A 23,947-nucleotide genomic window follows, 5' to 3' on the forward strand; every position below is an offset into this window, starting at 1 on the left:
ACTGCCTGGTAAACTTAGTCTGTGGCTTGATCGCCTACTGCCACCAACCCAAGAAGCCCTCCCTGCTCATTGACACTGCTCTGCCTGCGTTTGCTTAAGCCGAATTGACGTTAGATAGACTTATTTGGGCAAAGGGTTGATATTTCAGACCAGTTCACAAGTGGTCAAGAAATGGACTAACAACCTGTTGAGTTTCCTTGCTGCTTACGACTGGGACAATTTCAAAAATTGCGCCTGAACCACGCCACTTCAAAATTCATTCCTGGATCAACCGCAGATCATCACATTCCATGAGTTGAAAGCATCTGCTGAAATTTGGCTCTACCCAGCTATCAATGTATTTAAGTCCTTCAGGAAACATTCTGCCTTCGTCGCGGACACGCTTATAAATTGGCAGCATATCGTTGTCTTTGAATCGCTCAACAATCATGAACAGCATTTAGTAGTTCCTAAGTTCTACAGCGATCTCAAAAGTGTTGTGAGCACACCGTTCTGAGGTGTATCTCTCACAACACATCATTCCACAACTAATTTAGAACTACTAGAGTTGATGCACCTTTTAGGGGTCAGGTTTAGCTTGGGTTGAGCTGACGTCGGCTACTGATTTGAGGGAAGTGGAAGGTGTAAGCGATCGCCCCTCTTCTCCCCCCGCCTTGATCCGTGCAAGCGGTCGCCCCATACCGTAAGTAAGGGCATAGCTTTGGGCTAGCAGCCACAGCCAAACTGCGGGATAGCGAGGCTCTAGCCAGGGTTGAATCTGTTGGGCAAAGCCAGGTACCCAGCGAAATAACCAGCTAATCAAAGCGCTAATCGTAAAGTTGAGGTAGCTGCCAAGCCAGCGCACCAGGTCTTTTGCGCCTGCAAGCTGCCAAATCCACAGCAGCAGAGACGGATTTCTCCAGGCGGCTTTGATTGCCATACGGTTAAAGTCAAGCCAGCTTCCCCGGTCTTTGATGAAGCTGTCTGCCACAGCGGGCGATTCGCCTGCCAAAATGCCAAAGAAGGTATTCAGCATAGCGTTAACCTTTTGCGGCGACAGAAATTGACCTGTCGGCACCATCATGCCCTTGGAAAATAGCCAGGTGACAGAAATGTTGCTCTGGTAAGCGCGAATCTGGTTCAGGTGTTTGGCTTTGAGCAAGTCATGGCACAACGCCGTATCGAGCAAATCGGTGAGGCGGGACAGGTTTCGCACAAGAGAACCAAATCCGGTAAACACAAGAGGCGATTGCAAAGAGGCAGCATCCCCAATCGAAACGAGGCGATCAAAGGCAATTTGGCGATCGCTCCCACTCGTGCTGAAGTGACCCGGAATGTAGCCAAATGTGGGCTTTCGCCATTTCAGTTTGCTCAGGTCGCAGCGGCGATATTCCGGCAGAATGGTGAAGAAATCCTCATACATTTCCAGGAGCGAACCGGGATTTTCGGCATTCACCTGGTGGTAGTGAAATAGATAAATCGTCAACTCATCATTTGCACCTGGGAACAGTTCCCAAATTAACTGTCGTCCGCGCGAGATGTCGCCGTGGCTGTTCAGCACGTCGCCATAGTGGGCATCCCAGACCTGCGGCTCAAATCCGCTCTCAACCACAGCTCCGACAGTTGGGCAAACGCTATCAAAGGCTCGTCCGCCATTAAGCTGCCAGGCAATCGGGGAAGCTGTGCCCATTGCATCTACGAGTAGTCGTCCTTCTAGCTTTTGGGTTGCCTGAGTTGGCAGGTATTTAGCTAGAACGGTGACGCGATCGCCAGTCACCTCTGCCCGAATAAACTCTGTCTCATCCAAAATTTCGCCAGCTGCAGCTTTTAGCTTGTCGCCACACAGCCGCAGCAGTATTTCCGTGTCTAGCGCCACATTCAGAACTGTTGGAGTTTTAAGAACTGGGGCTTTACACTGGGGCGGATTGTTTGCATCAAAAAACTTGTGGAACCCGTCTACATACTCCCGCGCAATCATGCTTTCAAACTCGGCGGGGGTAAACAGACCCAGGTCGATCAGGCTTTGAAACTCGTCGCGGGAGATATTCCACTCCCGATTCATTCGACCAAACGGCAGCCGTTCGATCAGCAGCACCCGGTAGCCCAACCGCGCCATCACTGCAGCATGAATCACCCCAAGCGCACCGCCAATATAAATTAAATCGTAAGGAGATTCTGTAGACGACTGATGGGCAGTTTCAGCATCCTGTTGACCTTGTCCTTCTGACGCTGCAAAGATTACCTGTTTGGGCTGTTTCGGATTCTTTACGCCTTCCCGCCAGCGCTGTTCCCACCAATAGGCTCGGTTCAGGTCATATTCCCCGTTGGGCATGTCCTGGAAGTACTTCACTGTTTTGGGGTAGTTTGCCGCTAACGCCTCAAAAATAGATTGTCCAGGGGCGATCGCCGGGGGCACCGGATACTGATTGGGAAACTGAACCCGCAATCCTTTCGTCAACTGCTGCACCAGCAGGCGCTCGTCTGCGATTGGCTGGCTTGCCCAGCGAAACACCTTTAGATAGGCCGTTCGCTGAACTGACCAAACAAAAACAGAAAGCTCAGATGGTAATTTTTCAGTCGTTTCTGAAAGGGATGCAGCTTGAAGTGTAGCTTTAGGATATCTGAGGCAAAAGCCATCTGGAGTGATGACTTTTTCTCCAGATTTAAATTCAAACTGCTGCTGCAACCACGCTCGAACAGCCGCAACATTAGGGGTGGGGATCTCGATATAAAGAATCTCTTTCATTTCGCTGATATTAACTCCAATCAGTTTAATGCTGAAAGCAGGTTGACAAAGTTTGAAAGTGCGCTACACTTCCGATTACCATGAAATAGCTTAAAAAACTTTACAGGTTTCTCATATTTGTTAAAGGAGTGAACGTTTTATTAACCAGCTATGAATTATCCCATTCCGGCTAGCCCTCAAGAAGTTGTTGCTCTTAGACAGCAGCGTGTAGATGAAGAATTAATTGCAGCGGCGATCGCTGGAGTCATCGGCGTGGCTCGGTCTAAGGGGCAATCTTTAGAAGATCTGAGAGCCGAAGTTTTAGCGGATGACAGTCTACTCGATTGGCAAAGCAGGGTGTGGCTGAGTGAAATTGTTGCCCAGGCTTGGGAAAGCCTCCCGTAGATAAAGTGGGGAAGTAGGATAACGGAGTAGATAAACGCATCACCCTATCACTCCCACCTCCCTATCAGCCGCTACCAAAAGAAAGATCGCTCCTTGACCTACGTCCTCTAAGCATACGGTTTCGTCAACGCCTGCTTTTCGACTAATGTTGATGATCTAACCGTCTTACCAGGACACAGGCGTATGAGTACTAATGGTCGTAGCCAGACTCTCTATCCGACTCGCATTGATATTTCCGTTGAGGTTCGTACTCAAGTCATTGCCATTCTAAATCAGACCCTGGCTTCTACACTCGATCTCAAGACTCAGGTCAAACAGGCTCACTGGAACGTTAAAGGGATGGACTTCTATCAGCTTCATGAGCTATTTGATGAGATGGCCACGGAGTTGGAAGAGTACACTGATATGTTTGCTGAGCGGGTTACTGCCTTGGGCGGTTTGGCGCTTGGAACGGCTCGCGTTGCTGCCAGTCAGTCAACCTTGCCAGAATATCCGTTTGACATCCTAAGCGGGAAAGACCACATTGTGGCGCTGGCCGATCGCTTTGCCCCTTATGCTAAGTCTTTGCGGGAAGCGATCGCCCAAACTGACGACTTGGGGGATGCCGATACAGCTGACCTTTACACCGAGGTTTCCCGCACAATCGATAAGCGCCTTTGGTTCCTGGAAGCTCACTTGCAGGCTCCTGAGACTGCCAGCAAGGATGGGGCTACTATCCAAGAGAAAGTCAAAGCAAAAAGCAAATAGTTTATTCTCGGTTAACCGTAATTACACCGGGTTCAAGATGAATCGCTGTTAACTGAATAGAACAATATTTTATCTATACTGAGGGGCGATCGCTTCCTCAGTATTTTTTTATGTAGATAAAGACTTCAACAAGCCTTTATATAAAAAATAATTCTTCTTCCAAAATATATCTAAATCTCTTCTAATGCATTGCATAAAACTGCAATTTTATTGGATGTTTTACGCCACCGGAAAAGCTCTGGCAGCCAGTGTAGTTCCCAATATCAATAGCACAGCAGGACAATCAACCATCTACTAAAAGTCAAAAGAAGGAACATCTCGAATTGCGTTAGTTCAACTTATTCTCAAACTCTAACTGCAAAAAGATGGTCAACAATTTGACTTTTTAGCTTCACGTTTGCTTCAAGCTGCTTAACCAAATCATCACGCAGCAATTGTAACAAACGACACCTACCTGTTTTTTACTGTGCTATTAATCATGAACACCTGATTCTTAAGACAACTTTCCCGAACTATGAACATCCTCAAGAATTCTGCGATCGCTTTAACCACCTGTGCTTTGAGTGCTGGCATTGTTTTTGCTCTACCCCAACAAGCTAAAGCTCAGGATTACGGTTCCTTCAACCTGACTCCAGGTTTCTTGCCTGATCCACAGATCGGCACAGGCATGTCTGGGGGCGGTCGTTCTACCTCTGACTGCGGCTACGTAGATTCTGCCGACGCTCCAGATCACGTTCTCACCGTCAACGAAGGCTTTAGCTATCTCCGTGCCTTTGTAGAAGCTCCGGGAGATGTAACGATGCTAGTTGAAGGCCCAGATGGTCGCTACTGCTCAGATGATGTGAATGGCTTGATGCCTGAAGTCTCTGGTGCCTGGCCCGCTGGTACCTACCGCATCTGGATTGGCGATTTTGCTGGTCCCAGCCAGGGTACCTATCGTTATCAGCTGTTCCTCAGCGAATATGCCGAATAACTCGAAGGGAAAACGCTCATCCCATATCTAATGTAGGTTTGAGAACCCCAGATTCTCCAAGAATCTGGGGTTCTTAGCGTTACGTTTCTAGCGGCTTCATATAGTTGGCTTTAAGCTACTCATCTACGGAGCAAGTTTCTGTAGAAACTATTTGTTTTGGGCGTCCTTGAATGCGGGTACGATTCACGGATCTCAATTCCCTCTGTCGGGTAACACAATGCCATGCCCCTACGGAATTCATACATTAGAGCAGCAGTGCCGTATTCCGAAGTGCACGGACAGTCCCAAAATATGTAGCTTTGAAAGAGGGTTGGTATAACCTTCACACAAGATGAAGCATCAGTGAATTTCTAGAAATTTGTAGCTCGACAAACACTCATAACTTTGACTGGCTTGGATAATTGGGCGCTGTCATCTTTTAGAAAGAATGCGTTTAATTAACCAGAAATTACTTAGCGTCCAAACTTCTATCTTTTTAGGAACCTTAGCTTCATTAACCTGTGGTGTGTCAGGCGCAAACGCAGCTTTGCTGGTTGGCAATACGGAGGGCAACAACGTTGTCATCTTTGACGAACGCACAGGTAGATTTGGCGGTGAGTTCATCGCTGCGGGTACGGGGGGCTTAACGTCCCCAGATGACCTGACCTATGGTCCCGATGGCAACCTTTATGTCAGCAGTGGAACCGAAACCTCTGGCGCAATTTTGAAGTTTGATGGCAAGACAGGAGATTTCTTAGGCAGATTTGACCAGGGAGGAGTCCTTCTCCGCCCCTACGGCAATGCTTTTGGTCCCGACGGCAATCTCTACGTCAGCAGTTTCCGTTCCGATGAAATTTTGCGCTTTGATGGCACCACGGGTAAGTTTCTGGATGTGTTTGCTTTTGGTGCGGGTACAGCGAATGGGCTGAATGGACCAAACGATCTGTTGTTTGACGAAGATGGCAACCTTTACGTCACGACTCAGGGCAGCGTGTCCGATGGTAAAGGTGGAATTGAATTCTTGTTTGAAAGTCAGGTGTTGCGCTACAACATTTTCGCGGCTGCACCAGAACCAGATGTGTTTGTGCCACAACCTACACCATCGCCAGATAGTTTTGGCTTCGTGAGTTTCCTAGGTTTGGAGTTTGGCGCAGATGGAGATCTCTTTGTCAGCGATTTTGCAAATGATATTCGCCGCTATGACTTGCTTACGGGCAGTTTAGTCGATACTCTATCAACCAATTATACGGGGACAACCCCGAGCAACAATTTCGTTGGGGGTCTTACCTTTGACCCAAGCGGGACGCTATACAGCGTTGGGTTTGATTTTACTAAAGGCAACCAGGGCGCAATTCTGCGGTTTGATGGAGAGACGGGCGATCCGTTGCCTGGTACGGGTGAAACTGGACCTATCTTTGTATCCACAAATCCAAATTTGAAACGTCCGATCGGCATTACCTACTCCCCTATTGTGGTGCCAGAACCTGCATTGACCCTTGGGCTAGTGGCAATGGGTGCAATGTTTATGGGAAGGAAGAGAGGCGATCGCCATCAGTCCAACTAGTAGAGATGTAATTTTATAGCGCCTTATAGTTACTCCCTTCCCGGTTGAGATTAGGTACTAAAAGAGCAGGGATGCACCCTCACGTCGCGGGGGTGCATCCCTGCTCTTTTAGTGGGAAAGGAGTAAAGCTGCTGAAGGGGCGATCGCCTTTCGTCCCTGCTACTCTGTCATATCAAAAATTCTCTGAATAAACAAAATAAAATTGAGTGTCACGATTTTATAAATTAGAGTCTATGCTGTAACATTTGTTGGCTAAGACACTTCGTTTGGAGCTACTCCGGTGCAGGTATCGACAGTCGCGCCAACTCAACCCCGAACCCTTCAGCTTGCTCAAAAGCGAATTCTGGTACTCGGTTCAGCGCTGCATACGCAGTCTGTTGATGCGTTTGCCTGGAATGATTTGCCAGGATATCTGAACGTGGGCGATTACGATGTCATCATCCTCAACCTGGTTTCATTTCTAGAGCAACAATCTAACTTTGGCATCAGAGCAGAACGGCTTCCCACCTGGCAGCAGATTGCTCGATTGTTGTTTAGCCCCAATAGTGAAGTCATTTGCATTGGGCTTCCGGGCGTGGATGCCAACAATAGCTTGTATCAATCTACGAGCTGGTGGTTGCCCGTCACTCCTGAGTTTGTGTTTAATTCTGGAGAGGTGATTCGCAATATCAAACCAGAGTTTGCCTACTATTTTGAGCATGTACGGCGCTGGTTTTTTTACGCTACGCCTTCATTCAAATCTCACTTTATGGGATTAGCAGGCTACCTGCGAGTGGTGCATCCCTGGGCAAACAACTTGCAGGTGGGTATGGGAGCGATCGCCCACACTCGCTTCAACCAGGCGATCGCCTTTAAGCTAATTTTTCGGGCAGGCTATGTCGATCGCAGTCGAGCGTTACCAGCTCGTAGAGGAAAGGATGCTGGGGTGGAGCCACTGCTCACCTCTGGAGTTGCGGTCTGGCTACCGCCACCAACTGAGATCTCAGCCGACGAAGCAATTAGCCTGATTTTGCGCGAACGCTATCGGCGGTCGGTAGACGTGGCTACGCCAGAGTGGGTAGCGACCTATCAACTGCCGCAACAGCAGGCGATCGCTGCCCAAGTAAACGAGCGCCAAAAAGAAATTGAGCGGCTCCAGCAAGAAATCGCCTTAGCGCAAAAGCAGCTTGAAGCTACCACTAGCCTTAACCGATTGCTGTATGAGCAAAACCAGGAAGCACTGACGCTAATTGTGTGTGATGCCTTGCGGGAACTAGGGGCGCAGGTGAGCGATGCCAAAATTGGGGCTGATAGCACTTCTAGTGGAGGCATCATGCACCTGACCGATCCGTCAGGTCGAGAAGGAATGTTGCTGGTCAAAACCAGAGCAGGCGAATTGCCACTCAACGATTTGCGTCAGCTTGACCAATATGTGCGTGACCTGATGCTAAACCAAAACTGGCGCGGCAAAGGCATTCTGATCGCCAATACATACTACACTCACCCCCCTGAGCAAAGGAATGAACCTTTTCCCTCTAATTGCATTCGTGCGGCTCAGCAGTTGTTTGGTTATTGTCTGGTGACGACGACTCAGCTATTTCAAGCGATCGCCACTCACCAGCGTAAAGAACTCGGCTCTCGCGAGTTTTGGAATGCCATCTTTGAAGTCAATGGGGTTTGCCCACTGCCAGAGCTTTCGGCGCAGGAAGTATCCAACTCATAGTTCCTTTTAGGAGAAAGGATTTGCCTCTGTCACCACTTCGGGTAAAGGAATGGATTCTGTCTCATCAGGTACAGTCGCAAAGCGACCATCACGCCAGTCGGCTTTAGCTTGCTCAATTCGCTCAGGTCGGCTGGAAACAAAATTCCACCATTTGTAGTGATCGCCCAATGGTTCTCCTCCAATCACCACACATCGCGCATCAGCTGTGGAAGAAATGATTACTTCACTTCCTGGTTCTAAAATAGCGAGGTGATAGGGAGCCAACGGTTCATCATTCAGGCTAAGCCCTTCAGTCACACCATAAACTGCCCGTTCTGAGTAATCTGTGGGGATAGTAAAGTGAGTGTTGGCAGACAGGTTCACATCCAAGTAGAGGATAGGTGAAAAGACTTTCACAGGCGAGGTATAGCCGGATGCCTGTCCAGCAATGAGTTTTATCACTACGCCGTTTTCTGCCCAGGTGGGCATGACCTCAGCCGGATAGTGAGTAAACCCGGGATCGGTTTCTTCGTGCTCAGCAGGCAAAGCAACCCAGGTTTGGATACCGTGAATCGTAGCTTCCTGGCGACGATCTGCATCGGGCGATCGCTCTGAGTGAACGATCCCGGTTCCTGCAGTCATCCAATTCACTGCACCTGGTTGAATCTCCTGCACCGTGCCCAAACTATCGCGGTGCATCAACGCTCCTTCAAACAAGTAAGTCACCGTTGCTAGATTGATGTGGGGATGCGGTCGCACATCAATGCCTTTACTCGCAGGTAATACAGACGGACCAAGCTGATCAAAAAAGATAAACGGACCAACCATTTGATGATTGGGATAAGGCAGACTGCGACGAGCAATAAATCCGCCTAAGTCTTTAATCTCGGGTTCGACCAATTGAAGGATTGACATGGAAGTGAGGGAGTAAAGGTGCAAATAAAAATCATAACCATCATCCCACGGTTAGCAAAGCTGGGTTCATCATAGGGAAATCTCATAAACGTCATGCCTGCTACCTGACCAGACTTCTACCTAACTCTAGAGCCAGCAGTGAGTTCTATCATTTTGCTAGCTTTCATCCTTATCATTTGATTAGGATTTCAACCGCAATGAAGTAAATGAGTTCACTTCCTTAAGGAAAGTTGAAGAACTTTAGCGATCGCCACATCTCGACTTACTTTGCTATAGAAACACAGCTAGAACCCAAGCTTGTATCTCGCCAGGGTTTTCCAGCACTGTAGTAATCAAAAATAACTTTTATCAGGTAAATCTATGAATTTTCGCAATAATGTTGTGCTGATGCTAGGCGCAGTAGGTCTGGCGATCGCGTTATCACCGTTTTCCCTAGCCTCTAAGCCGGAAGAGAATGTTTCACCACCTTTGGTTCAGCCTCCAGTTGAGCTTGTTCCTGCCAGGACATTAGCAACTTATCCCAGGGGATACTTTCTTGAAAATATTGTCATTGATGTAGACGGCACGATTTACATCACAGAGAACAAAACAGGACAAATTATTCGTCGCACCTTCAATGGTGAGGCAGATATCTTTAGCCAAGTAGACGTTGGGCTAGCTGGACTAGGTATAGATGTCAACGGAACCCTAATCGCGACAGGACATGCAGAAACAGGAGAGCAATATATTTTTGAGTTTGCAGAAGATGGCACCCTTGAGTATGAGTTAGCCGTTCCAGAAGCAGGCTTTTTAAATGGGTTAGCCTTGTTTCGTCCGGGAGTTTTCCTGATTGCCGACTCTACGTCCGGGACGGTTTGGCAGTTTGACAGACAAACTCAACAGGTTGTGCCCTGGTTACGACATGATAGCCTTAACCCCAACCCTGATATGCCGACAATTCCGGGTGCAAACGGCATTAAACTTTTTGAGGGTGCAGTTTATATCACCAATTCGGGTCAGGGAACAGTCACTCGCGTTCCGATTCAGGATGATGGTTCTCCAGGTGAACCAGAAGTGATTTTTTCAGGAATTGTGCTGGATGATTTTGCTTTTTCTGCAACAGGGAATCTCTACGGCACGACCCACATTTTCAACTCAGTTGTAGTGCTGTCACCGGATGGCAACCACCGCACCATTGCCACAGCCGAGCAAGGCGTAACTGGAAGTACGGCGCTAGCTTTTGGAGTGAATGAAAGCGATCGCCATAGCATCTATGTGGTTGGAGATGGGGGCATCTTTTCGGCAAGTTCAGAGGAAGATATTGTTGAACCAGAGTTGGTGCAATTGGACGTTGGCGAATTAGGCATTCCGCAAGAAGCTACGCTTGACTGGATGGGTCGCCCAAGGCAGGTGGAAGCCATTGAAACTCAACTGGTTCAATGTACGACTGCCCCTAATACAGAGAATTTACGCACAACCATTGGACCCCGATATCTCCGCTATCTTGAACTGCATTTAGACCACATCAGCTATGCAGGACAGCTCTATGGCAATGGCAGAGCAAACACACCGAGCGATCGCCTGTATTTCGTTCAGCAGCAAGATCCTGAAGCAGCACTAGAACTAATCCAAAACTCACCCTACTATCGTGCAGGCGTATATTCTGAATGTACAGTTACTCCCTTCACCACATTACTGGGTAACACGCTCGACGGGGTTGCATGGCCTCAAAACGCCATTTATCCAAGAGAATGAGATTGCTTTCTTGCTAGACTTGTATGATCTTGGAGTACAAAAGCTTGCCGATCATCTTTTTCTCTCGTTGGTTCGGGAGTCTGTAATGAAGGCAACTTTTGTCGCCTCAAGCTATCACCTGTGAGACTGCGATCGCTGCGCAAATCAACTACCCAATACTTTGGGATATTTGACTGAGCATAAACTGTAGTTTTCACTTCCAGATCTTTGGTCAAGCTGAAATTGGAGTATTCAATTAGCCAAAAGATGTTTTCAGGATAAGGGTGATGCGATGGATTTCGCTTTGCCAATCCATCCTACGTTTAATTAAGTCACCTACTTATCCTGCAAGATACTTCGTCACTGTCAGAACTAATTCACGATCCATTTACAGACTAGCTTGCCGTTTTCAACAATCCACTGTGCGGTTAAGTTGGGTTGTCTGGATGGGGTGTAGTGAGTTGAAGTGAGTTTTGAGTGAAGGTCTGAAGTGCTGATACGATCGGGGATAGCAACGTTGTCTGAAGTAAGTTGATGACGATAGTTTAGCTGCACAATTTGAACTCCTTGATTTAGATATCTCAAACGAAGTGTAGAGAGTAGCTTTTTTCGTTTGAAGCACCGAGATGTATTGGATGAACTCAGGTTCAAGAAATTTGGATATCCTTTAACCTGATATTTACTAAATTAATTGAGGTAGTTTCAAATGTCGGTATTGAAAAGTCAGGGAAGGTCAGATCATTCTAATTAGCGAGATTAGAAAATTAGTGCGTCCAATTTGCTGTGTACTGCGTACTAAGGTTGTGTTTGCTTGCACAACTCAAAATGATCGCTAGAAGTCACAATTCGCATAGGATAGCTGTAGCCCCATCAAAGCCCACTTTCTTAATATGCGTCATGCATTCTGAGCAATCTGGTAGCACAGAAGAATCTCTGTCAGGTCAGACCGATGCAGAACTGTACCTGTCTTTGAAGGCAGGTCGTGCAGAGGCTCTTGGCGTTCTCTACGATCGCCATGCTGGACTCGTCTACGGGCTGGCGTTTAAGGTCTTGGGCAATCTTCAAGAGGCTGAGGATTTGACCCAGGATGTTTTTCTGAACCTGACTAGATCCACTTCTTATGAACCCAGGCGAGGGTCGCTGAGGACGTTTCTAGCGATTTTGACGCGATCGCGAGCGATTGACCGGGTGCGATCGCGCAATACGACTCTTTCCTTTTTAGGACGTTGGAAATCTGGAAATCCACAGGAAACGGACTCCAATACTCCATTGGAATATGTCTTTCAGGGTGAGCAATCGGAAGAAGTCCGCATGGCGCTGGCGCAGTTATCAGAGAGCCAGCAGCAAATTCTCAAGATGGCTTATTACGATGGATTTACCCAGTCAGAGATTGCTGAGCGCCTAGAAATTCCTTTAGGAACCGTCAAGGCTAGAGCGCGGCGAGGACTGCTTAAATTGCGTCAATCTCTCACAACTTACATGGAATAGTCACAGCTATGGCGAGGTCGATGCCTTCAGAATATTCAGAACACTTACAGTTAATGATTGCAGGCTATGTCCTGCGCGATCTCGATGCAGATGAGGCGATGGAATTTGAGCAGCTTTTAGCTAATGACCCCGCGATCGCTGCCGAGGTAGCACAGATGCAAAGTACCTTGGAGACAGCTTATGCGCCAGTCGAAGTGCAACCTCCGCCCCATTTGCGCTCAGCAATTATGGCTGCACAGGCTACTGGGATGAATCCCCAGCGTAGACCCAGCACCACTGTGGCAAAACCAGTGAGACGATTTCCCTGGAATCAGGCAATGGGTGCAGCAGCAGCTATGGTGATTGTCGCTTTGGGAATCAACAATTATCAGTTACGGCAAGCGCTCCAGGCAAGCCAAGCCGAAATGCCGTCCGAAACACTCACCTATGTGCTGCAAACAGAAACGGTTGAGGATGCTTCAGCAATGGTTGTGGTCAACCCAGACACCCTGGAAGCAACCTTGACGGTCAGGAACTTGCCGCCTTTGCCTGCCGGGAAGGTGTATGTGTTGTGGACAGTGCTAGAGCACGGGGCACCATTCACGGTGGATGCGAAGTCGGCAATTTTAACAGAGGTATTAAACGTCGATGCTCAAGGTAATGTCTCTCAGACTATTACGGTGCCTAGAGTCTATCGCTCTGAAGAACTGGTTTCAAAGGTTGCTATCACGGTAGAAGATGCAACAGCACCTCAAAGACATGAGGGCGCACCGGTGATGATCACCAGTCTTTGAGGGTGTATGGCTCTTGCTGACGAATGCCTTACAGATATTCCACAAATGCTTCCGGTACGAGTCTCAATTCTCCTGTTTTGAAGCGATCGCTCTTTACCCACAGTGCTTGATGAGCATGAGTTCCTTCATAGAAAGTGACTGACTCTAGCTGATAAAACCTTGGTTCAACAAAATCACAGCGATAAACTTGAATCACCTCATGTCCAGCTTTTCCATCATAAACAAACAGATTTTCTACACAGCCCAGATAAGTAATATTGGTCAACTCTGCTTGAAGTTCTTCCTGAAATTCTCGTTTCAGTGCATCTAGACTGGTTTCGCCAAAGTCTATACCGCCACCCAACGCTCGGTAAAAGGTTTCCTGCTTGACAGGATCGTATCCTTCCGAGACGAAGACACGATCGCCATCCTGAATCAACCCTAAAGTGATCACCCGAATCCGACCTGGCTTATTCATTAATTAAACTCATCCATTTAACCATGTAGATGGCAACCGTGTTGTAGGTTGGGTGCAGCAAAGCGAAACCCGACAGAACCTCAGCCAAGATCCCAGCAAGTATTGGACTTCACTTTGTTCTACCCAACCGACATCTAATTGTTATCAGCAAATGACGATCGCTTGGTAGCAGGAATGGGCCAATCTGAATTTTCACCACCAACGATCAAACGCTCAACGGTGACATAGTCTTTGCTAAATTGGTTGAGCGTGTTGATTAGAATGTCGAGGGCGATCGCATCAGAAGTCCCCAGGTCAAACCAGCAGCGGGCCCAGTTACCCTGATATTCAAACTCAGCCATGTTGTGCATCAGTGACATCATGCTGTTGTCAGCTACATCCCCGTCATAGTCCATGTAGCTGATGTCCAGACCCGTATCCTGTACCTGAAGATTCTCAGCATTAAAGCCGCCCAGCTTACCCAGGAAAAACCAGGAGTTAAACACTTCCTCAATATATTGCTGCTCCGCTGTCGAAGGAACTGTACTAAATTCCAGCCAAATCCATACATCGAACGGATCATATTCGCGAAATTCTACTTTCATAGCTCTTACCAGGAGAAACAGGGAGACTGCCTGTCAGTTTATCGTAGAGCCAATGGGGAGGGATGGGGAATAGGGGAGTGAAAGAGTAAGGGAATTACTCGCTCTCCACTTCTACCTCTTGGATGCTGCCTGACTGCAAAAGACTTTGTACTATGGCTGTGACGCAAGTGGACAGTGGATTACTGGTATTGAACGTATGCAAATTCAAACTCCAAACTGGGTTAAGCACGCTGTTTTCTATCAAATTTTTCCCGATCGCTTTGCCAAAGGACTTCAGCCTTTGCGACGAGTGCTGGAAACCGTTCCGTTTGAAGTTTGGGAAGCAGAACCGACCCTGCAAGGATACAAAGGGGGTGATTTGTGGGGCGTAATTGAGCGGTTAGATTATTTGCAGGACTTGGGAGTTAATGCAGTTTACTTTACCCCAATTTTTCAGTCGGCTAGTAATCATCGTTATCATACGCACGATTATTACCAGGTTGATCCGCTGTTGGGAGGTAACTTGGCGCTCAAAACTTTGCTCGAAAAAGCTCATGAGCGCGACATTAAAGTAGTTTTGGATGGTGTGTTTAATCATGCCAGTCGGGGCTTTTTCTTCTTTAATGACATTCTGGAGAATGGGCCCTATTCACCCTGGCTGGACTGGTTCAAGATACAGGGTTGGCCGCTAGCTCCCTATGATGGCGATCGCCCCGCTAACTATGAAGGCTGGGTGGGCAACCGAGCGCTGCCCGTGTTTAACCATGACAATCCAGCCGTCAAGGAATACATCATGGAGATTGCGGAATTCTGGCTTAAATTTGGCGTTGATGGCTGGCGCTTGGATGTGCCGTTTGAGATTAAGACTCCAGGCTTTTGGCAAGAATTTCGCGATCGCGTCAAAGCCGTGAATCCTGAAGCTTACATTGTGGGAGAAGTGTGGGAGGATTCACGCCAGTGGCTTGACGGGACTCAGTTTGATGGCGTGATGAACTATCTGTTTACTGGCCCGACCATTGCGTTTGCAGCAGGCGATCGCGTCCAGCGACAATATGTTGAGTCGCCTAACTATCATCCCTATCCAGCACTGGATGCGGCTGGCTATGCGGCTAAGATTCAGGCTTTGCTTCAGCTTTATCCTTGGGAGATTCAACTCACTCAGCTTAACCTGCTAGCTAGTCACGATACGGCTCGACTCATGACAATTGCAGGCGGCGATGTCGATAGCGTGAAGCTCTCAACGCTGCTGCTGCTCACCTTCCCGGGGGCACCCAGCATTTACTATGGCGATGAGGTGGGTTTGGCTGGTGGCATTGATCCCGATTCTCGTCGCAGCTTTCCCCCAGAAGCAAATTGGGATCTAGACTTGCTTAAGTACCATCGGGAATTGGTCGCCCTGCGCCATCACTATCCTGCCCTGCGAACCGGTTCCTATCAGGTCTTGCTCACCGAAGGAATGGTGTATGCCTTCGTGCGATCGCTGGCTAACGAGTCCGTAATCGTTGCGGTTAACGCCGGAACAACTCCTGCGGAAGTTAATTTGGCGATCGCTGAAACTAACCTATCCCCGGACCAGCTTCGAGTACTTCATGGAAACGCCGAAACCAACCGATCAGAGCAAGGGATTGCTTTAAGGATTGCTGGTCGCAGTGGCTGTGTGCTGGGGGTTGGGGATTAGGAATTAGGGAAGAACTCGTTCCAAGGCTCTGCCTGGGAATGCAGAGGCTCTGTTTATTGAAAACGAGTGGCAGAGCCTCCTGAGCGGCATCCAGATGAAACTTAGGAACGCATAATGAGCGAAGCAGACGGTCTTTCATCCCTCATCCCTGATTCCTCTCTCCTGTTGCTGATAAGCCAAATAAACGGCTTCCAAAAACTCATCTGAAGTGAGTCCAGCAGGAATGGTTTCAAGGTTAATCAAGTTTCTGGCTTGTCGAGCTAACTGTAAACTCAACTCACTTTTGGCGTTGCGCTCCATAAAGTTTCGCCTTTGAAGATACTCTCGAATCACGGCAAAATCATCCGGCAACAGTTTTGATAGGTCAGTGATTTGGGGTAATTCGGCGGCCAGTTTTTCTGCCTCTTGAGAAACAGCGATTGCTGCCTTCACCACTGGACGAACTTCCTGTACCACCAGCGTTCCTGCGACCCAATCCCCAATTCGCTTTTCCTTTTGTCCTAATAGGATCAGGAAAGCACCAATAAACAGAATGTCATCAATCGGACGCAACAGAGCACGCAGTGCTGCCTGAGATAAACCTACAGGTCTACCATCATCTCGAATGACGCGAATTTTAGCGAACCGTTTGCCGATGGTTTGTCCCTGCCAGGTCACCTCAAAGAAGACAAAATAGCCAGTGGCGATCACAAAAGTGATGAGGATGGCGATCGCCAGTAGCCAAATGGGTAAATCCGCATAATTTGATCCCAAGGTATCCAGGTAACTAAGCAGTTGCCCTGCAATCAATGCTAGAAGCAGCCACAAAGCAATCAGCGTAAACGCGACAATGTGATAGTCAATCAGCAATGCCAAGGCTCTGCTGCCAATCCCTGCTAGGGTAAACTCCAGTTCTACACTTTCTGGAGTTAAGAGTGTGATTCGATTGAAAAGGCGCATGGTGTGTAGTCCTGAATAGGCAATTTCTAGACTTTAGTGAATTAGACATCCTGCGTGAATCACTTTTTGAGGCGTGAATAGTAGCGCAGCGAAGCCGCACTACCATTCACGCAGGAGTCCTATTACGAATCGCGTAACTTTAACCCCAACCCCTCTCGGCGGCTGCGCAAATCGCTGTAAATCACTGCTTTGATCGCTTGCCAGAGAGGTAACACTAACACACCTGCAACCAACCCTAAAATATAGCTAGTCGAGAAGGATAACAGCGCAAAAGTGGGAGACTCTCGTGGAAATGAGGCAGCTAGGATTGAGTCAAATGTGCTAACTAATATCTGAGCTAGAGCCTGCAGAGGAATCGTAATCAAAAACGCAATAAAAAGAATTAGAGCAATTCGCCAAGCACTTTTGTGAGTTAAATTCCAGCTGCGTCCAAGGGATTGTGTAGCGTTCGAGCCGCTTTCGACTGCAAGTGGCAAATCGGCAACTGCCAGTCGAGAACTGAGCCAGACGAACACAAACACAATTGCTAGCACCAGGAGTAAGACAAACAAACCAGTGAGGATCAGTGGTCCTGGATTGCTGGCAAGAGCGAATGGGTCAGGGTTGGTGAGTAAACTGAACGCTCCAGTTGCAGCCAAGACAATGAGTAGTGCAATCACTGCCACAAAGTACACTCCTAAGTACATCAGCAACAGCAAAAAGTTGATATTCCAAAAGCTCCACATGCGAGAGTCGGCATATCTTTTTGCACTTTCAACGCTTTCAGGTTGGTTGACTAAGGTGGTGAAGGCGAGGCGGGCGATCGCTCCTGCTCCAGCAAAATATTTAGCCGAACAATAGATCGTCAAGACTATCCAAGCTGGAATCACTAATCCTAAAGTGCCGTAATATGCTTGAACTGCGGTGTAAAACAAGATAATTGGAATAATCAACAAAAAGGGCAATAGTGCCCACAGCGTTGCGATTAGAGAAATGCCAATGTATTGCTGAAAGTGAGTTCGGTAAAGCTGAATTCCGGCACTGACCACATTACCGACGTCGAGCGGTTGCACCAGATTTTGAGGATTGGGGTTAGCAGTCATAAACAATCTACCCGTAATTTTAATAATGTCGTATGTAGAAGTGAAGGCGGAAGTTGACGCTATCCTAAGCTACGCTGAGACAAGCCTCCAACAGTAGTAAAAAAATATGAACATTCAGCGTTGGATTGCCCGCCGGGAAAAAAGCTGGAAACAGCTAGATGCCTTGCTTAACCAGGTTGAGAAGCGCGGGCTAAAGACGCTTGAGGCACATCAAATTCGAGAGTTAGCCAGCCTCTATCGTTCAGTATCAGCAGACTTGGCGCGGGCCCGCAGCCAAAACGTCGGACAGTTGCTGCTGCAAGATTTACAGAGTTTGGCATCCCGTAGCTATGCTCAAATCTATCAGGGGTCACGGCGGCAGGAATGGCAAGCCATTTTAGAGTTTTATCGCTGGGGGTTTCCGGCTGCGGTGCAGCGATCGGCGGGTTACATTGCGCTGGCGGCGGCTTTGGCTATTTTTGCAGGGTTAGTCAGCTGGTGGCTGGCGTGGCAAGACCCAACTTTTCTATCGCTGATTGTGCCGCAGGATTTGATTGTACAGGTGCGCGATCGCCAGGAACTTTGGATGGGTTCCATTGTTGGAATTGAGCCGTTTGCCTCAACCAATATTCTGATCAATAACATCCAAGTCTCTTTTATGGCTCTGGCAGGCGGAATCACGGCTGGACTGCTGACCACCTACATTTTGCTGCTGAATGGAGCGCTGATTGGGGCGATCGCTGCTCTGGTGGGGCAAAACAATTTGGCTTATCCGTTTTGGGCATTTGTTTTTCCACACGGTTCTCTAGAAATTCCCGCCATCTTTTTAGCAGCCGCAGCAGGCTTGCTGCTTGCCAGAGCCATCCTATTTCCAGGACAGTATCGTCGAGTTGATGCACTGAAGCTCTACGCCCAACAAGCGGCTGAGTTGATTTTTGGTGTGGTGCCGATGCTAGTGATCGCCGGGTTCATTGAAGGCTTTTTCTCACCCAATCCCGGAGTTCCCGATTTGCTGAAATATATTGTGGGGACGGGGCTATTTATTGGGTTAATGATCTATCTCAGGCAACAAAACCCTGTAGGGGCAAAGCATTCGGCAGGCGACTTGGGAAAATAGCGGAAGTAATTGTCCGAATGCTTCGCTCCTATTTTTGCTGCAACACTTGATGAATTGTTCTCACCAATTCCTTGGCAGTGTAAGGTTTGGGCAAAAATGCCTGAATATTGGAGTTTACAGGTTCAGGAATTTGGGTGTTAGACAAAAGCCCGCTGACTGCAATAATCTTTACCTGCGGATCAATTTTTTTGAGTGTGCGAATTGCCGTCATGCCGTCCATTGAGGGCATCATCATATCAATCAACACCAGATTGATTTCATCTTTGCGCTGAACGTATTGGGCGATCGCCTCAATCCCATCAGAAGCGGTTAACACTCGATAATTGTGGCTTTCCAACGAAGCTTGATTCACCTCTCGAATAGCAGCCTCATCATCCACCACTAAAATTAACTCACCTTCACCAGACACAGGTTCATCTTCCTGGACAGACAGTGTCTCAACATCCTGCACCGCAGGAATATAGATCTTAAACTGGGTGCCACTGTCAACCGAACTTAAGACCTCCACAAAACCGCCGTGACTTTTGACAATGCCAAGCACCGTAGAAAGTCCTAAACCTGTTCCTTTACCTAACTCTTTTGTAGTGAAAAAGGGTTCAAAGATTCGATCCAGTGCTTCTGGAGGAATGCCCATTCCCGTATCTGCGACTGAAACCATCACGTATGCACCAATCTGAGCATCTAGGTTCATTCGCGTATAGTTTTCATCAATCCACAGATTTGTTGCACTCAGGCTCAGCATTCCCCCGTCCGTCATCGCATCCCGAGCATTCACACAGAGATTCATCAGTACCTGGTGGAGTTGCGTTGCATCTCCAGACACTAGCCACAAATCGTTCGGTAAATCTAAATGAACCTCAACCGATTTGGGAAAAGTTTCTTGAACGATCTGCCGAATTTCTGATATCAAATGTCGGATTTGCAGCACCGTTCGCTTGCCTTCTACACCTCGTGCAAAAGAGAGAACCTGCTTAATTAAAGTTGCACCCCGTTTGGCGCTGTTTTGAATGTTTTCTAACAGCTGCTGGCGTTTGTTCTCCTGAATTTTGGAGTGCATTAGCAACAGTTGTGCTGACGCCAAGATCGGAGTTAGCTCATTGTTCAGATCGTGAGCGATGCCACTAGCCAAGGTGCCGATGCTCTCCATCCGCTGTGCTCGGAGAAACTGTGCTTCAAGCTGTTTTTTCTCGGTAATATCGGTGTTGACCACCAAAACGGCCCTAGGCTGCCCAGACTGGTCGCGCATCAATGTCCAGCGGCTTTCAACCATGATTGATTTGCCGGTTTGAGTCACTTGCTGTAACTCACCTTGCCATTCCCCAGTTTCAACAACGGTTTTGAAGGCAGTAGTGAGTTGAGGTGTGGTGACTGGATTGAGTAACTCGATCGCATTTTGCTCTAGAATTTCTTCTGCTTTCCAGCCGTAGAGCCGTTCTGCGCCTTTGCTCCAAAACAGAATTTGATGGTTTAAGTCACGGACAAAAATCCCATCTGTGGCGACATCGAGCAGAGCAGCCTGTTCACAAATTTTTTGTTCTGCCTGTTTTTGCTCAGTTACATCAGTTTGGAATCCAACGAAGTAGAGCAGTTCACCCGTTTCTGATAAAACCGGAGAAATTTTTAGCTCATTCCAAAAGGGTTGTCCGTCTTTGCGGTAGTTCAGCAGTGTGGTTTTGATCTCTTGCTGCTGCTGAATTGCCTGCCTGAGCTGAGCAACTGTTTGAGGGTCGGTGTCTGCGCCTTGCAAAAAGCGACAGTTGCGCCCGATGATTTCCTCTGGCTCGTATCCTGTGATTCGAGAGAAGGCTGGATTCGAGTAAATGATTGGGTTATCGGGCTGGTTGGGATCAGTAATCAGGATGCCCTCTGAGGTGGCAGCTACTACGCGAGCTAGGCGCAGGTTTTCGACTGCGATGTCTCGTATCGCGGCTTCACTGCGTTTGCGTTCAGCGATCGCCGCTTGCTGTGCTGCCCAGGTTTGGCGATCGCGCTGCACCCGTTCCCAATAGTTCACAAAGAAGTCAGCCAGTGCAGGCTCACCTTCCGTTAAATCTTTAAAGTAGTTCTGGACTCGTCGATCAGCCTCATAAACCACGTTTGGATTAGACTCCATCCAAATATGGCAGGTTTTAATATAAGCAATAAAAAGAGTTAGATATTGATAGAGGGTCGCTCCCAACAATCGGCGTAGCTCAGTGCGACAACACTCAGCCCGATCATGTTGCAGGGCAATGAAAATTGCGCAGGTTAGGATGCTAGCTTCCAGTCCAGAATTTGGCTCCGGAAACTCTAATAGAGCAGATTGTTTTGCCAAAAAGTCTAAATGCTGGTCAACTTCGGTTTCGATGGGGGGAGAAGACTCCAGCAATTCTAGAATTTGGCACGACTCCATCCCCAATTCAAAAAGGGAACAGCTGTGGCAGATCATGCAGTACGGAACCGCACAAAAGCGAGACAAATAAGCAGAAAGTTTTTCCTTAAATAAGGCAGGCAGTGGATTGTTGACATAAAGCTGAAGAGTCTGATGCCACAAATTTTCTAGCACCAGAGGGTTCTGCATCGCTGGTGCAAAGAAAGGCGGAACAAATCCAAACCGCTGCTGAATTTCTGCCTGAATTTTCTCGCTGTAGTGAGTTTCATTGAACATGCGATGCTGAAGCAAGGGGTTGGGCCTCGCCGCTATCTCGTGAGGCTGGGTTGTTTTCATTCGCTTGTGTTGGAAAAACTTGTGTTTAGAAGCAGTCGAAATTGCTATTAGAAATTGTCAGAACTTAATAGCAATTGCTCTCCCGATTGAGAATTTTGTAGATGGGGCAAAACTGTCAAACTCAGGAGACTAACAAAACCAGGTAGAACAGATACTATTGCGAATCGAATGAATCAAAGGAGCACTGGGCGAACTGACCGCTGACTGTTTCTACGTCTGTTTTAGATGCAGCCTGTAGGAAGGGTCAGAAACGGTGAGTCAAACTGTAGGGAAAGGGCGATCGCTCAATCACCAGACGAGTGGCACAAGAAAAATGGAAGAGAAGTGGCACACGGTGAGTGAGATGCTTAGATTCATCTCATGCAGCCATCTTTTGATGGAGAAGTGAATAGAACTTATCTGTCTTTCTCTATCCATAGTAGTAGATTCGCCTTAGGAACTATACAAACCAACTCCTTTTGTAAATATCCTTAAAATTTGGACGCTCTTCGCAATATCTTTTTCTTATGAAGCTGCAAATAGGGACCTTCAAGCACGTCGATTTCATTCTCAGTTAGGAAGCCCGCTTCGCTAGTTCTTATGTTTATGCTGGAGCAGGAATATTTCTCACGCCTAGTGTAAATTAGCGGTTGCAATATGGTCGGAGCGAACGGAACTGAGACAGCGGGCGAGTTTCAAAAGAATAGTCTGGGTTGGCAACTTCAGCAGGTGCAGCAACGGGTTGAAGAATTCATCGAGCGATTGCTGTTTGGCAATGACCCAAATCGAAAACCAGCGTTTGATTGGTCATTGCCTGACTGGTTGCTAGAAGGGCTATTTTGGATGCTCGTGATTGCTCTAGTCGGTTGGGCTGGCTGGCAGCTTTATAAATTGCTCAATCCTTACCTTTTTCCTGCTGGGCGACTGCGGCGATCGCCTGCTCCATCAACAAACTCTCAACCTCAAGCATTAACCATCTCAGAGTGGTTGGGGCGATCGCGCACTGCCCAGCAGCAAGGAGACTACCGCGAAGCCTGTCGCTGTCTCTACATGGCAATGCTGCAAAACTTGAATGACAAAGAACTGATCCCGCAGCAGTTGAGCCGCACCGATGGCGAATATCTGCATTTGGTGCAGACGCTCAACCCACCTCAGCCCTATCAAACGCTGATTCGCACCCATGAGCAACTCTGCTTTAGTGATGCAGCAATCTCATCCGACACATTTGAGCGCTGCTGGCAGGCTTACCAGGAGATTCAGCCATGATCAAGAAATATCGGCTGTGGTTGGGCGTTGTGCTGGTTCTGATCGTGATCACTCTGGTTTTTGCTCCCCGCACTAGCCGCCTGATGCAAGGCTCAACCTACAGTCGATCGCCCGATGGCTATGGAGCCTGGTATGCCTATATGCAAGAGCGGGGCACTCCCGTGCAGCGTTGGCAAAGACCGCTTGAGGAATTGCTTAAGCCGCGTCAGCCTGGAACCGACAATCCTGATATGGTGCCGATTCGTTTTCCCACGGTTGATGATCTGGGAATGGATGGCACACTAGCGCAATCAGCACCGGCTACCTCAATGACATTGGTGCAAGTCAGCAGTGGATTGCCTTTGAATCTGTTTGACTGGGATTGGATCGCTCAAGGCAATGTATTGGTGCTGTTAGGCGTAAGGGGAACGGTTACAGCGGCTCCGTTTAGCTCGATGCTGGAAAGTTCGGCAGGTGGTGTCAAAGTTGAGACGAGCCGCCGTTCGCTGCAAACCCAATCTTTTTCCGCACCTGGGATGGAGGAGTGGGAATTTGAGGATTTGCTGAGAGATGCCCACGGAGCCGTCGTCTGGCAAGAAACAGTGGGACGGGGGCGCATCATTCTTTCTATTTCGTCCCATCTTGCTGCCAATGCCTACCAGGATGAGCCAGGAAATTTTGAGTTTTTGGCGCAACTGCTAACGGAAATCGGCAATCCGATTTGGGTGGACGAATATTCTCACGGCTACAAAGACGAAGCGGCGATCGCCCAGGAAAATTCAGAAAACATCCTCCTCTATCTGGCAAAAACACCGCTAATGCTGATCGCTGTGCAGGCAGGGATCATACTGCTGGCATTGATTTTGGGTCATCGGCGGCTGGGACCAGCGATCGCCCTGGAAACTCCCCCTGTAGACAACAGCAAAGCTTACATTCAAGCAATGTCAGGCGTTTTACAAAAAGTCAACTCCAGCAAGTTTGTGGTAGAAATGGTCGGCAAGGCAGAGCAACTGAATGTGCAGCGATCGCTCGGCTTGGGCAACGATTTACTGGAGCCAAAGGTCGTTGCTGCTGCCTGGACCCAGCAAACTGGACGACCCGCCGCCGAGTTAGCAGAAATCTTCGATTTAGCTGATAATCATGCTCAGATCAGCGAACGGGAGTTGCTAGTTTGGTTGGATAAAGTGAGGACAATGCGTCGTCACCTACCCAATTCAGTTATTTAATTCAGTTATTTAGATCAATTATTCAAATTAGAA

The 23,947-nt window shown here is 48.1% G+C and carries 20 protein-coding genes and 3 pseudogenes; 13 read left to right on the forward strand and 10 right to left on the reverse strand.

Going from position 1 to position 23,947, the window contains the following annotated elements; all coding sequences use genetic code 11:
• Window positions 1-98, forward strand: a pseudogene (locus tag H6F88_RS33390) (IS982 family transposase); the annotation flags it as partial.
• A gap of 56 nt (window positions 99-154) precedes the next feature.
• Here the strand turns inward: H6F88_RS33390 and H6F88_RS34485 are convergent.
• Window positions 155-439, reverse strand: a pseudogene (locus tag H6F88_RS34485) (DUF3303 family protein).
• Between the two features lie 120 nt (window positions 440-559).
• On the reverse strand, window positions 560-2,725 hold the full coding sequence (locus H6F88_RS14770; protein WP_242050559.1) for a flavin-dependent dehydrogenase: 2,166 nt from the start codon (window positions 2,723-2,725) through the stop codon (window positions 560-562).
• A 150-nt stretch (window positions 2,726-2,875) separates the two neighbouring features.
• On the opposite strand from H6F88_RS14770, the gene H6F88_RS14775 reads away from it, so the two are divergent.
• The 5 genes from H6F88_RS14775 to H6F88_RS14795 all read left to right on the forward strand — a co-directional run bounded on the left by H6F88_RS14775 (window position 2,876) and on the right by H6F88_RS14795 (window position 8,074).
• Window positions 2,876-3,109 carry a hypothetical protein gene (locus tag H6F88_RS14775; protein ID WP_190643520.1) on the forward strand — a complete coding sequence of 78 codons (234 nt, stop codon included), beginning with the start codon at window positions 2,876-2,878 and terminating at the stop codon, window positions 3,107-3,109.
• A gap of 183 nt (window positions 3,110-3,292) precedes the next feature.
• Window positions 3,293-3,856 (forward strand): DNA starvation/stationary phase protection protein Dps, encoded by a 564-nt coding sequence (gene dps, locus H6F88_RS14780; protein WP_190643521.1) that lies wholly within the window; start codon window positions 3,293-3,295, stop codon window positions 3,854-3,856.
• Between the two features lie 514 nt (window positions 3,857-4,370).
• Window positions 4,371-4,829, forward strand: a complete 459-nt coding sequence (locus H6F88_RS14785) for a hypothetical protein (protein ID WP_190643522.1) — start codon at window positions 4,371-4,373, stop codon at window positions 4,827-4,829.
• A 427-nt stretch (window positions 4,830-5,256) separates the two neighbouring features.
• The gene (locus H6F88_RS14790; RefSeq protein ID WP_190643523.1) at window positions 5,257-6,372 is read left to right on the forward strand and encodes a PEP-CTERM sorting domain-containing protein; all 1,116 of its coding nucleotides are present in this window, start codon (window positions 5,257-5,259) and stop codon (window positions 6,370-6,372) included.
• Window positions 6,373-6,652: 280 nt separating this feature from the next.
• Entirely contained in the window at window positions 6,653-8,074 is a 1,422-nt protein-coding gene (locus H6F88_RS14795) for a hypothetical protein (RefSeq protein WP_190643524.1), read from the forward strand.
• A 6-nt stretch (window positions 8,075-8,080) separates the two neighbouring features.
• Here H6F88_RS14795 and H6F88_RS14800 read toward each other — a convergent pair whose 3' ends face one another.
• The gene (locus tag H6F88_RS14800; protein ID WP_190643525.1) at window positions 8,081-8,968 is read right to left on the reverse strand and encodes a pirin family protein; all 888 of its coding nucleotides are present in this window, start codon (window positions 8,966-8,968) and stop codon (window positions 8,081-8,083) included.
• Between the two features lie 360 nt (window positions 8,969-9,328).
• Here H6F88_RS14800 and H6F88_RS14805 point away from each other — a divergent pair, with 360 nt between their 5' ends.
• On the forward strand, window positions 9,329-10,702 hold the full coding sequence (locus H6F88_RS14805; protein ID WP_190643526.1) for a hypothetical protein: 1,374 nt from the start codon (window positions 9,329-9,331) through the stop codon (window positions 10,700-10,702).
• Between the two features lie 137 nt (window positions 10,703-10,839).
• On the opposite strand, the pseudogene H6F88_RS34490 reads toward H6F88_RS14805, so the two are convergent.
• Window positions 10,840-10,971 (reverse strand): annotated as a pseudogene (locus tag H6F88_RS34490) (Uma2 family endonuclease); the annotation flags it as partial.
• A gap of 82 nt (window positions 10,972-11,053) precedes the next feature.
• Window positions 11,054-11,236 (reverse strand): hypothetical protein, encoded by a 183-nt coding sequence (locus tag H6F88_RS14815; RefSeq protein WP_190643528.1) that lies wholly within the window; start codon window positions 11,234-11,236, stop codon window positions 11,054-11,056.
• A 342-nt stretch (window positions 11,237-11,578) separates the two neighbouring features.
• On the opposite strand from H6F88_RS14815, the gene H6F88_RS14820 reads away from it, so the two are divergent.
• Both H6F88_RS14820 and H6F88_RS14825 read left to right on the forward strand, forming a co-directional pair.
• On the forward strand, window positions 11,579-12,169 hold the full coding sequence (locus tag H6F88_RS14820) for a sigma-70 family RNA polymerase sigma factor (RefSeq protein WP_190643529.1): 591 nt from the start codon (window positions 11,579-11,581) through the stop codon (window positions 12,167-12,169).
• Window positions 12,170-12,177: 8 nt separating this feature from the next.
• Entirely contained in the window at window positions 12,178-12,942 is a 765-nt protein-coding gene (locus H6F88_RS14825) for an anti-sigma factor (protein WP_190643530.1), read from the forward strand.
• Window positions 12,943-12,970: 28 nt separating this feature from the next.
• Here H6F88_RS14825 and H6F88_RS14830 read toward each other — a convergent pair whose 3' ends face one another.
• Together H6F88_RS14830 and H6F88_RS14835 are read right to left on the reverse strand one after the other, a co-directional pair.
• A complete protein-coding gene (locus tag H6F88_RS14830) occupies window positions 12,971-13,399 on the reverse strand; it encodes an NUDIX hydrolase (protein ID WP_190643531.1) in 429 nt (142 codons plus the stop codon).
• A gap of 134 nt (window positions 13,400-13,533) precedes the next feature.
• Complete coding sequence (locus H6F88_RS14835; protein WP_190643532.1) at window positions 13,534-13,983, reverse strand: DUF3531 family protein; 450 nt, start codon at window positions 13,981-13,983, stop codon at window positions 13,534-13,536.
• Window positions 13,984-14,179: 196 nt separating this feature from the next.
• Between H6F88_RS14835 and H6F88_RS14840 the strand changes: the two genes are divergently transcribed.
• Window positions 14,180-15,640, forward strand: a complete 1,461-nt coding sequence (locus H6F88_RS14840; protein ID WP_190643533.1) for a glycoside hydrolase family 13 protein — start codon at window positions 14,180-14,182, stop codon at window positions 15,638-15,640.
• Window positions 15,641-15,775: 135 nt separating this feature from the next.
• On the opposite strand, the gene H6F88_RS14845 is transcribed toward H6F88_RS14840, so the two are convergent.
• Window positions 15,776-16,579 carry an RDD family protein gene (locus H6F88_RS14845; RefSeq protein WP_190643534.1) on the reverse strand — a complete coding sequence of 268 codons (804 nt, stop codon included), beginning with the start codon at window positions 16,577-16,579 and terminating at the stop codon, window positions 15,776-15,778.
• A gap of 122 nt (window positions 16,580-16,701) precedes the next feature.
• On the reverse strand, window positions 16,702-17,661 hold the full coding sequence (locus H6F88_RS14850) for a glycerophosphoryl diester phosphodiesterase membrane domain-containing protein (protein WP_190643535.1): 960 nt from the start codon (window positions 17,659-17,661) through the stop codon (window positions 16,702-16,704).
• Window positions 17,662-17,767: 106 nt separating this feature from the next.
• Here H6F88_RS14850 and H6F88_RS14855 point away from each other — a divergent pair, with 106 nt between their 5' ends.
• Window positions 17,768-18,757: a stage II sporulation protein M gene (locus tag H6F88_RS14855; protein ID WP_190643536.1), complete on the forward strand. Its 990-nt coding sequence runs from the start codon at window positions 17,768-17,770 to the stop codon at window positions 18,755-18,757.
• A 28-nt stretch (window positions 18,758-18,785) separates the two neighbouring features.
• Here the strand turns inward: H6F88_RS14855 and H6F88_RS14860 are convergent, their stop codons facing one another.
• Window positions 18,786-21,464: a PAS domain S-box protein gene (locus H6F88_RS14860; RefSeq protein WP_242050561.1), complete on the reverse strand. Its 2,679-nt coding sequence runs from the start codon at window positions 21,462-21,464 to the stop codon at window positions 18,786-18,788.
• Between the two features lie 636 nt (window positions 21,465-22,100).
• Between H6F88_RS14860 and H6F88_RS14865 the strand changes: the two genes are divergently transcribed.
• Both H6F88_RS14865 and H6F88_RS14870 read left to right on the forward strand, forming a co-directional pair.
• The gene (locus tag H6F88_RS14865) at window positions 22,101-22,709 is read left to right on the forward strand and encodes a DUF4129 domain-containing protein (protein WP_190643537.1); all 609 of its coding nucleotides are present in this window, start codon (window positions 22,101-22,103) and stop codon (window positions 22,707-22,709) included.
• Window positions 22,706-23,914, forward strand: coding sequence for a DUF4350 domain-containing protein (locus H6F88_RS14870; protein ID WP_190643538.1), 1,209 nt, complete (start codon window positions 22,706-22,708; stop codon window positions 23,912-23,914). Before H6F88_RS14865 ends, H6F88_RS14870 begins: the two co-directional genes overlap by 4 nt.
• Window positions 23,915-23,947 lie beyond the last annotated feature (33 nt).

Origin of the sequence: Oculatella sp. FACHB-28, assembly GCF_014696015.1 — a bacterium.
Classification (GTDB): domain Bacteria; phylum Cyanobacteriota; class Cyanobacteriia; order Elainellales; family Elainellaceae; genus JAAUTN01.

Bases quoted from the DNA above. Each gene is read 5' to 3' on its own strand.
- H6F88_RS14770 (WP_242050559.1), bottom strand. From the start codon at position 2,725: ATGAAAGAGATTCTTTATATCGAGATCCCCACCCCTAATGTTGCGGCT.
- H6F88_RS14775 (WP_190643520.1), top strand. From the start codon at position 2,876: ATGAATTATCCCATTCCGGCTAGCCCTCAAGAAGTTGTTGCTCTTAGA.
- dps (WP_190643521.1), top strand. From the start codon at position 3,293: ATGAGTACTAATGGTCGTAGCCAGACTCTCTATCCGACTCGCATTGAT.
- H6F88_RS14785 (WP_190643522.1), top strand. From the start codon at position 4,371: ATGAACATCCTCAAGAATTCTGCGATCGCTTTAACCACCTGTGCTTTG.
- H6F88_RS14790 (WP_190643523.1), top strand. From the start codon at position 5,257: ATGCGTTTAATTAACCAGAAATTACTTAGCGTCCAAACTTCTATCTTT.
- H6F88_RS14800 (WP_190643525.1), bottom strand. From the start codon at position 8,968: ATGTCAATCCTTCAATTGGTCGAACCCGAGATTAAAGACTTAGGCGGA.
- H6F88_RS14805 (WP_190643526.1), top strand. From the start codon at position 9,329: ATGAATTTTCGCAATAATGTTGTGCTGATGCTAGGCGCAGTAGGTCTG.
- H6F88_RS14820 (WP_190643529.1), top strand. From the start codon at position 11,579: ATGCATTCTGAGCAATCTGGTAGCACAGAAGAATCTCTGTCAGGTCAG.
- H6F88_RS14825 (WP_190643530.1), top strand. From the start codon at position 12,178: ATGGCGAGGTCGATGCCTTCAGAATATTCAGAACACTTACAGTTAATG.
- H6F88_RS14830 (WP_190643531.1), bottom strand. From the start codon at position 13,399: ATGAATAAGCCAGGTCGGATTCGGGTGATCACTTTAGGGTTGATTCAG.
- H6F88_RS14835 (WP_190643532.1), bottom strand. From the start codon at position 13,983: ATGAAAGTAGAATTTCGCGAATATGATCCGTTCGATGTATGGATTTGG.
- H6F88_RS14840 (WP_190643533.1), top strand. From the start codon at position 14,180: ATGCAAATTCAAACTCCAAACTGGGTTAAGCACGCTGTTTTCTATCAA.
- H6F88_RS14845 (WP_190643534.1), bottom strand. From the start codon at position 16,579: ATGCGCCTTTTCAATCGAATCACACTCTTAACTCCAGAAAGTGTAGAA.
- H6F88_RS14850 (WP_190643535.1), bottom strand. From the start codon at position 17,661: ATGACTGCTAACCCCAATCCTCAAAATCTGGTGCAACCGCTCGACGTC.
- H6F88_RS14855 (WP_190643536.1), top strand. From the start codon at position 17,768: ATGAACATTCAGCGTTGGATTGCCCGCCGGGAAAAAAGCTGGAAACAG.
- H6F88_RS14860 (WP_242050561.1), bottom strand. From the start codon at position 21,464: ATGAAAACAACCCAGCCTCACGAGATAGCGGCGAGGCCCAACCCCTTG.
- H6F88_RS14865 (WP_190643537.1), top strand. From the start codon at position 22,101: ATGGTCGGAGCGAACGGAACTGAGACAGCGGGCGAGTTTCAAAAGAAT.
- H6F88_RS14870 (WP_190643538.1), top strand. From the start codon at position 22,706: ATGATCAAGAAATATCGGCTGTGGTTGGGCGTTGTGCTGGTTCTGATC.